Origin of the sequence: Morganella sp. TYF_1 (assembly GCF_043105645.1) — a bacterium.
GTDB classification, from domain to species: domain Bacteria; phylum Pseudomonadota; class Gammaproteobacteria; order Enterobacterales; family Enterobacteriaceae; genus Morganella; species Morganella morganii_B.
The window spans coordinates 1-10,175 of record NZ_JBICLU010000021.1 but is presented as its reverse complement, the minus strand read 5'-3'; the positions used below and the strand labels follow the sequence as shown (position 1 = coordinate 10,175).

At 49.9% G+C, this 10,175-nt stretch carries 3 protein-coding genes; 2 read left to right on the top strand and 1 reads right to left on the bottom strand.

The genetic code is table 11. The features are described 5' to 3' along the window. On the top strand, positions 1-1,227 hold a 1,227-nt coding region (locus ACF8OF_RS11150; RefSeq protein WP_392496628.1), incomplete at its 5' end, for an Ig-like domain-containing protein. Positions 1,228-1,401: 174 nt separating this feature from the next. Here the strand turns inward: ACF8OF_RS11150 and ACF8OF_RS11145 are convergent. Then, entirely contained in the window at positions 1,402-1,518 is a 117-nt protein-coding gene (locus ACF8OF_RS11145) for an IS1 family transposase (protein ID WP_392496629.1), read from the bottom strand. An 887-nt stretch (positions 1,519-2,405) separates the two neighbouring features. Here ACF8OF_RS11145 and ACF8OF_RS11140 point away from each other — a divergent pair. Continuing rightward, positions 2,406-10,175, top strand: a 7,770-nt coding sequence (locus tag ACF8OF_RS11140; RefSeq protein ID WP_392496626.1) for an invasin domain 3-containing protein, incomplete at its 3' end; no start/stop codon positions are given.

Sequence of the window (10,175 nt, the reverse complement as noted above, 5' to 3'; positions counted from 1 at the left end):
GTGGTGCCGGATGCGGCGGTGGTGTTCACCGCGGGCAACGGCGGTCTGCCGGCGACGCAGACGGTGACAACCGGAGCGGACGGATCAGCGTTGTTTGACGTGACGAATATCAGGGCCGGGGTGACCGGTGTCACCGCCGCGGTGAACGGCATGTCGGTGAGTAAAGACGTGATCTTTAAAGTCGGTGATGCAAAACCTGCTAATTCTTCTCTTTCAATTAACGAATCACGGATTATTGCAAATAATGGTCAAAATGAAGGTATGGCAATAGTTACCTTATTAGTTAAGGATGGGCAAAATAATCCAGTGGACGGATTGAAAGATGATCTTCAATTTGTCGTGTTAAAAGGAAGCACAGTTATTACTGAGGGTGTTTTCATTAAAAATATATCAGCGACTGCCACGCATGGCCAATATACAGCTGACGTATCTGGGATTGATGCGGGTGATTATGTTATTAAGGTAAAAATTGGTAGTGAATACTTTGGGGAATTAAACGCTGGCATAACATTATACTCATATAATTTTTATATAATTAATTCAGCCGTAAATAAAACAATTATACCTGATCAGACTGTTCAGTATGTTTTAAAGGCTAAAGCAACGGATAATGTTGGTGCAGAAATAACGGTTAGTAATATCACATGGCATTCATCAGATAATACGATAGCAAAATTTGAAACAGGAGATACTATCACTGGTATAAAGGCTGGTAGTGTGACTGTGACGGCTTCTGGTGTAACATTGAATGGAATTAATAATGCAGATGTGACAACTAAATTGACGGTTTCACCTCCTAAGGAAAGTATTGTATATGGTACTGCATCGGGTACCGCAAATACGGATTTAATTAAGGCACCTGATTATTCTTTATATGCAAAAACAGGTTCTATTGTTGATGGGATAGGTAGTACCCAGGGGGGAGGGGGAGATAATACCCAAAATATTCAACATTTGAATAGCATGAAGTCGATTGTAACCAGTGTGTGTACTCGTCAGGGTAACAGATTTGGCGGTTTATTAGGACAAGTAGTCTTTAATTCAAAACAAAATACAGTACAAACAGCGGGTAGAAATGCTTGTGGTGGGGGGAGCAATAAATATACTTGGAATGTACCTGATAAGGCGACTATTGTTGGTGTAAAAACATGGTTAGGTAAAGGAGATACCAGTGAGGGATTTCCGGGAGTAGTTGCTATTCAGTGGCTTTATTATGAAGAAGAGTGAATTTAGTTACTACTTAAGAATTGGATAGTTACTGGGGTCATGGGTACGCCATAATAAGGCGTACCAAGACAATAATAAAATGGGACTTTCGTGTGAGATATTAGTTTTTCGGCTGTACCATGAAAGTCCCGGCTATTAAATAATAGGTTGGGGATTCAATACATTGATTGTGTGTTAAATGTGATGTTCCATTTCAATGAAGGTACCAATGATTTTGTTATGTATTTCGGAACATCTTGAATATCCTAATGTTTTTCTGTTCAGATTTTCTATCTGGTTTCGTAAGGTCAGAACTTGACGTTATATTCCCTATTCAAATCGTTTTTCAATCAGGTTTTTATCATTTGTGATACAATAACATGTGTTTCGGTTTCTCAAGTTTTTTGATATTTTGTTATTTTTTTTAGTTATTTCATAAATCAACATCAGGATAAATCAGAGTTCCTGTCTGTGGTTATTGCTGTAATTTTATAAACCTTTTGTTTAACTCAGATGATAAGTAATGATAATTGATATCTTTATTTGGCAATGGCGTTTGTCATGATGGTTCCTTTTTTTATTTTTTTTGTAAAAAATAATTAAATAAAAATCTATTGAAGGAGTAATTCAGGCTTATATTGGCTGTTTTTTTATTTAGTATGTTGATTATTAATGGTTATTGTCTGGTTTTGACCTGTTTCTGAGCACTGTATATACTGTGTGATAATGTAAAAATATGTCTTATTATTTACTTTCGATGATGTGCATATAACTCCAATAATAAGTATTTAAATGGATTGCTGATATTAAATCCGGCAAGGCGATGTTCTTGTTATCTGCGGCCTTTAACAGGTGGCAGATACGTGTATTTGTGCCGTAATAACGTCCGGGTTGAATAACGTAACAGGAAATAAATACGCCTGTGATATGTAAACATTCAGCGGGAGTGAAAAATAACATATTTTTATAACGTGTCCGGTGATTGAACTTATTAGCGGAAATAATGAAAGAGTGTTTTCTGATTATTAATTTATGGCTTTAATCTTACTTTCGGGGATGTATTCATGCCTGTGACTTCGTATTACTCAAAAACAAAAAGAGTAACAGCCTATCTGTTGCTCTTTTTGCAGTTATTTTTTCCGGTGTCGACGGCAACATTATCTGTTGCCTACGCGGCAGAACATGACAATGAATTAATCATGTCAGAAACATTTGACGGACTTAATGCATTGATGGATACATCTCCGAGTCCGGCTCCGCCTCCGAATCCTCAGGGCGGAAAAACCGCTTCCGGCAGCACTCTGAGCGGTGAGGGATTTACCGTTGAGATGCCGTCCGGCAGTGAATACGGCGTGATGCCGGCTGGTTCAGACAGCGGCTTTATCTCCGGACAGAACGGCATGCCGTTCCCGATGAGTGTCAGCACGCTGCCTGACCCGGCGAACCCGGCACCGCGCGATAATACCGTGCGGACCGATGATATCTTCAGTGCGTTGCCGACCCTCGGTCTGCCCGATATCTCTCCGGAAGATGAAGCGGCACAGAATGAAGCCCGCCTGGCGGGTAATGCCTCACAGGCCGGGCAGATCCTCTCCAGTGAGGATGCGGTGGATGCATCCCTCGGTTATGTGCGCGGTATCGGTGAAAACCTGCTTAACCAGCAGGTGAATGACTGGCTGAACCAGGTGGGCCACGCCCGCATTCAGTTCGGCAGTAATAAAACCGGTGATGCGGATGTCCTGGTGCCGTTAATTGATAATCCGAACAGCCTGCTGTTTTCACAGATCGGGCTTCGTGCCAATGAAGAACGCACCACCACCAACCTCGGTCTGGGTTACCGTCAGTATGAAGACGGCTGGATGTGGGGTGTGAACAGCTTTTATGATTACGATATCACCGGCAGCAACTCGCGGGTCGGTGTCGGCGGTGAGTTATGGGCCAACTACCTGAAGTTTGCAGCCAACGGCTACTTCAGAGTAACAGACTGGCACCAGTCAACACTGCATGAAATGCGCGATTACGACGAACGCCCGGCGAACGGGTTTGATATCCGTGCGGAGGGCTATCTGCCTGATTATCCGCAGTTAGGCGCATTTGCAAAATATGAACAGTACTTCGGCGACGGCGTCAGCCTGGCCGGTACCACCTCTTCCGGTGAACTGAAAAGTAACCCGTCGGTCTCCACCCTCGGGCTCAGTTACACCCCGTTCCCGCTGATCACGTTTAAAGGTCAGACATCCCGTGGTGATTCCAATGACAGCCAGATTGGTATGGAGCTTTCCTACCGTTTCGGCGTGCCGCTGTCACAGCAGCTGGATACCGACAATGTTGATCTGATGCGTAACCTGGCGGGTAACCGTTACGACTTTGTCGACAGAAACTACAACATTGTAATGCAGTACCGTAAGCAGGAACTGCTGCGGATCGCACTGCCGCCGACACTCAACGGTGAAGCGGCACAGACACTGCCGGTAACGGTCAGTGTGCTGAAAGCCAAATACGGCCTGAAATCTCTGCGCTGGTCAGCGCCTGAACTGCTGGCAAACGGCGGTGAGATCAAACAGACCGGGCTGACCACGGCGGATATTACCCTGCCGGAATATATCTTTATGGATCGCAACGGCGGGCCGCAGGGCTACCGTGTAACAGCTGTTGGTGAAGATAACGAGGGCAACCCGTCCAACACCGCAGAAATGTGGGTGAATGTTATCCCGTCTGTGGAAACCATCACTAAGCTGACGGTAACGCCAAATCAGTCATTAATTGCTAATAACAGCGACCAGTTCACAGCGGTGGCGCTGTTACAGAATGACAAGGGTGAAGTGCTGGCGAATAAAGCCGTCACGTTCAGTGTTTCCGGTCTGAAAAATCCGGAAGGCGTGACCATTTATGACGCAGACGGCAACAGCGGCCGGACCCTGACCGTGATCTCCGGACCTGACGGCACGGCGACCGTGAAAATCATCAGTAAATCCGCAGGTAAAGGATTGCTGAAAGCCAAGATGCGTAACGGTAACAGCCGTACGGAATCGATCGTCTATATTGCGGATCTCAGTACCGCAAAAATTAAAACGCTTGAATTAACCAATAACAAAGCGGTGGCTGACGGCCAGGCGAAAAATATCGCCGTGGCAACGGTTACTGACCAGTTCGATAACCAGGTGGAAAACTTCCCGTTAACCGCCAGAGCAGATAACGGCGCAACAGTCACCGATCCGAACCAGCAGACTGACACTAACGGCCAGGTCACTATCCGTTTCAGCAGTGAAACGGCAGGGGACTCCAAACTGGTGGTAGAGGGGACGGGTACGTCGAAGAGTGTGACCTCGCAGTTTGTCGCGGATATCAGTACCGCGAAGATCCAGAGCGCGGTCGTGACTCAGGATGGTGCGAAAGCCGACGGCAAAGCGAAAAACGAGGTTCTGGTGACTGTCACTGACAGCCGCAATAACCCGTTAGCCGGTGCACCGGTAACTATCAAAGTACCGGGAACCGCACGCTATCAGACCCAGCCTGTCAGCGGTCTGACAGACAGCCGTGGTCAGCTGCGTATCAGTATCAGCAATACCAAAGCCGGTTCTGATAACTATACCTTCAGCATTAACGGCGATGATGCGGTACGCGCACTGAAATTTGTGGCGGATGAAACCACTGCAACCATTACGGATGCAAGCCTGGTTATCGTCACCAATAATCAGAAAGCGGATGGTGCGGCAGCAAACAGTGTGAAAGCCACTATTGTTGATGCCTACAATAACCCGGTCCCGGGAATTGCCGTGAAGTTTGTCGCCGATCACGGTGCACTTCCGTCTCAGATGCTGATCAATACGGATGCTGACGGTAATGCACTGTTTGAACTGACTAACACCCGTGCGGGTAACACCAGCGTTATTGCACAGGTCAATACTAAATTCGCATCAAAAACCGTGATGTTTACAGCAGACAGCACGACAGCGGAAATTAAGGCATCAAATCTCACGATCACCGCAGATAACAGCGCGGCTGATGGTACATCCGTCAACAGCGTGAAAGCGATTGTCACTGATGCACAGGGTAACGTTGTGCCGTATGTGGCCGTTCTTTTCACCGCTGACAACGGCGCGTCTCCGGCTTCACAGTCTTTGCTGACCAATGAGCAGGGTGAAGTAACGTTCAGCATGACCAGCACCCGTGCGGCACAGGTTGCGGTTAAAGCGAAGATTAACACCAGTGAGCCTTCTGTTACTGTCACCTTTAAGGCAGACAGTGCGAACCCTGATGCTCAGAAATCCTCGCTGACAGCCGATCCGGTGACGATCGTGGCAGATGGTCAGACAACATCAACGCTGCATTTCATCTTAAAAGACCGTCAGGGGAACCTGATCCCGGGTCAGACCGTGGTCTTCGGAACCGCGCTGGCGGGAACCACGGTGAGCGGTACTACCGAAAATCCGGATGGTACTTACACGGCAACACTGAAAGGTGTTAAAGCCGGGGATGCGAAAGTCAGCATCACGCTGAACGGAAAAGCGTTCGCGGTCACACCGGTCACCGTAAAACTGACGGCGGATAACGGTAACCTGAGTGGTGATAAATCAGAACTGACGGCTGTTCCTGACACAATTGTGGCTGATGGCAAGACGCCTTCAACGCTGACTCTGAGCCTGAAAGACGTGAACGATAATGCCGTGAGCGGCCAGACTGTGGTATTCAGCAGCGCCCTGGCGGATACCGTGTTCAGTACGGTGAGAGATAATGCGGACGGTACTTATACTGCCACTCTGAAAGGCACTAAAGCCGGAACCGCAAAAATCAAAGTCACCGTGAATAATGCCGTGCTGGCTGTGACTGAGGTGAGTGTAAAACTGACCGCAGACACCAGTAAGCTGGATAAGGATAAATCTTCACTGACAGCAGTACCTGACACCATCGTGGCAGACGGTAATACGACAACTGCAATAACGCTGACGCTGCGGGATGTGAATAACAACCCGGTTGCGGGGCAGACTGCACTGTTCACTACCGGCCTGCAGGGCACGACCTTCGGTACGGTAACGGATAATCAGGACGGCACCTATACCGCGACGCTGAAAGGAACCAAATCCGGCAATGCACAAATCAGCGTCACGCTGAACGGCAAGGCTTTTGCTGTCGCACCGGTGACCGTGAAACTGACGCCGGACAGCAGCAATCTGGATAAAGACAAATCCTCGCTGACCGCAGTACCGCTGAGCATCGTGGCAAACGACTCCACAACGTCAGCGCTGACGCTGACACTGAAAGATGCCAACGACAACCCGGTCCCGGGACAGACGGTGCTGTTCAGTACCACGCTCGGCGGAACCACTTTCAGTACGGTAAAAGATAATCAGGACGGTACCTATACCGCTACGCTGAAAGGCAAAACCGCCGGTGATGCGGCACTGAAAGTGACCGTGAACGGTGCTGTGCTGGCCGTTGCACCGGTGACGGTAAAACTGACCGCGGACAGCGGTAATCTGGATAAGGATAAATCTGTCCTGGAAGCATCTCCGCTGACCATCGTGGCAAACGACAGTACGACGTCCGCTCTGAAGCTGACACTGAGAGATGTCAACGGTAACCTGGTTGCCGGACAGACCGTGCTGTTCAGTACCAAGCTGGCCAATACCACGTTTGGTACGGTGACGGATCATGGCGATGGTACCTATACCGCGAGCCTGAAAGGGAGAACCGCCGGTGATGCAGTAATTAAAGTCACCGTGGGCGGTAATCCGCTGGATGTGGCGCCGGTCACTGTTGTCCTGACACCGGACAGCACGAATCTGGATAAAGACAAATCCTCGCTGACCGCAGTACCGCTGACGATTGTGGCAGATGATGCATCATTATCGGATCTGAAACTGACCCTGAAAGATGCCAACGGTAACCTGGTTCCGGGCCAGACGGTGCTGTTCAGTACCACGCTTGGCGGAACCACCTTCAGTACGGTGAAAGATAATCAGGATGGTACCTATACCGCAACGCTGAAAGGTAAAACGGCCGGTAATGCATTACTGAAAGTCACCGTTAACGGCACTGAACTGGCGGTTACACCGGTCACGGTGAAACTGACGGCGGACAGCGGTAACCTGGATAAAGATAAATCTCTCCTGGAAGCGGCACCACTGAGCATCGTGGCAAATGACGCCACGACGTCAACGCTGACGCTGACACTGAGAGATGCCAACGGTAACCTGGTGTCCGGACAGACGGTACTGTTCAGTACCACGCTCGGCGGAACCACGTTCGGTACCGTGAAAGATAATCAGGACGGTACTTATACCGCAACACTGAAAGGGAAAACCGCCGGTGATGCAGTAATTAAAGTCACCGTGGGTGGTAATTCGCTGGATGTCGCGCCGGTGACTGTTGTCCTGACCCCGGACAGCACGAATCTGGATAAAGACAAATCCTCGCTGACTGCGGTACCGCTGACGATTGTGGCAGATGATGCATCATTATCGGATCTGAAACTGACCCTGAAAGATGCCAACGGTAACCTGGTTCCGGGACAAACGGTGCTGTTCAGTACCACGCTCGGCGGAACCACCTTCAGTACGGTGAAAGATAATCAGGACGGTACCTATACCGCGACGCTGAAAGGAAAAACCGCCGGCGATGCGTTACTGAAAGTGACTGTAAACGGTACAGTGCTGGCTGTTGCGCCGGTAACGGTGAAACTGACCGCGGATAACGGCAATCTGGATAAAGATAAATCTGTCCTGGTTGCGGCACCGCTGAGTATCGTGGCAAACAACAGCACGACCTCGTCACTGACACTGACCCTGAAAGACGTCAACGGTAACCTGGTGTCCGGACAGACGGTGCAGTTCACCACCACACTGGCAGATACCATATTCGGTGTGGTGAAGGATAATCAGGACGGGACCTATACCGCGACCCTGAAAGGCTCCAAATCCGGGGATGCTCCGCTGACCGTTATTGTGAACGGCACCGGGCTGTCAGTTGCTCCGGTAACGGTGGTTCTGACGCCGGACAGCGCAAATCCGGATAAAGATAAGTCAGTGCTGACTGCGGACCCGCTGACCATTGTGGCGGACAATACCAAGACTTCGTCACTGAAACTGACCCTGAAAGATACTTTCGGTAACCTGATTCCGGGACAGACCGTGCTGTTCAGCACGGAACTGGAAAACACCACGTTCAGTACCGTGAAAGATAATCAGGACGGCACCTATACGGCGACACTGAAAGGAACCAAATCCGGTACTGCGGCACTGAAAGTGACCGTGAACGGTGCGGAACTGGCAGTGGCACCGGTGAGTGTGAAACTGACCGGGGATAAAGATCATCTGGATAAGGATAAATCTTCACTGACAGCAGCACCGCTGAGCATCGTGGCAAACAACAGCACGACCTCGTCACTGACGCTGACACTGAGAGATGTCCATGACAACCCGGTGATCGGTCAGACCGTGCTGTTCAGCACCACACTGGCCAACACCACGTTCGGTACCGTTAAGGATAATCAGGACGGGACTTATACCGCGACGCTGAAAGGGAAAACCGCCGGTGATGCATTACTGAAAGTCACCGTTAACGGTACAGAACTGGCAGTCGCTCCGGTCACGGTGAAACTGATGGCAGACAGCGGTAATCTGGATAAAGATAAATCTGTCCTGGAAGCAGCACCGCTGACTATCGTGGCAAACGACAGCACGACATCAGCGCTGAAGCTGACGCTGAAAGATGCCAACGGTAACCCGGTTGCCGGACAGACCGTGCTGTTCAGTACCACGCTGGCCAACACGACGTTCGGAACAGTGAAGGATAATCAGGACGGAACCTATACCGCGACCCTGAAAGGGAAAACGGCCGGTGATGCAGTAATTAAAGTCACTGTGGGTGGTAATGCGCTGAATGTGGCACCGGTTACGGTGAAACTGACGGCTGACAGTACGAACCTGGATAAGGACAAATCCGTACTGACAGCGGCTCCGCTGAGTATTGTGGCGGATAATGCGACGGAATCCGCGCTGAAACTGACGCTGAAAGATGTCAACGGTAACCCGGTGTCCGGACAGACGGTACTGTTCAGTACCACGCTCGGCGGAACCACGTTCGGAACAGTGAAGGATAATCAGGACGGTACCTATACCGCGACCCTGAAAGGGAAAACGGCCGGGGCTGCGGAGGTCAAAGTCACCGTTGGCGGTAATGCGCTGGCAGTTGCACCGGTAACGGTCACCCTGACCCCGGACAGCAGTAAGCTGGATAAGGATAAATCCTCGCTGATCGCTGTACCGCTGAGCATCGTGGCAAACAATACCACGGAGTCCGCGCTGACACTGACCCTGAAAGACGTCAACGGCAACCTGGTTCCGGGACAAACGGTATTGTTCAGCACCAGCCTGGCCAACACCACGTTCGGAACAGTGAAGGATAATCAGGACGGGACTTATACGGCGACCCTGAAAGGGAAAACGGCCGGTAATGCGTTACTGAAAGTGACGGTAAACAGTGCTGAACTGGCTGTGACACCGGTGACAGTGAAACTGATCGGCGACCAGGATAACCTGGATAAAGATAAGTCGGCACTGACGGCAGATCCGCTGACTATCGTGGCAAACGACAGCACGACGTCTGTGGTGAAACTGACGCTGAAAGATATCAACAATAACCCGGTGACCGGACAGACGGTATTGTTCAGCACTGAACTGGCCAATACCACGTTCGGAACAGTGAAGGATAATCAGGACGGTACCTATACGGCGACGCTGAAAGGGAAAACCGCCGGGGCTGCAGTAATTAAAGTTACTGTGGGCGGTAATGCACTGGAGGTGGCACCGGTCACGGTGAAACTGACAGCGGACAGCAGTAAGCTGGATAAGGATAAATCTGTCCTGACTGCAACACCGCTGACTATCGTGGCGGATAATGCGACAGAATCCACGCTGACACTGACGCTGAAAGACGTCAACGATAACCCGGTTTCCGGACAGACGGTA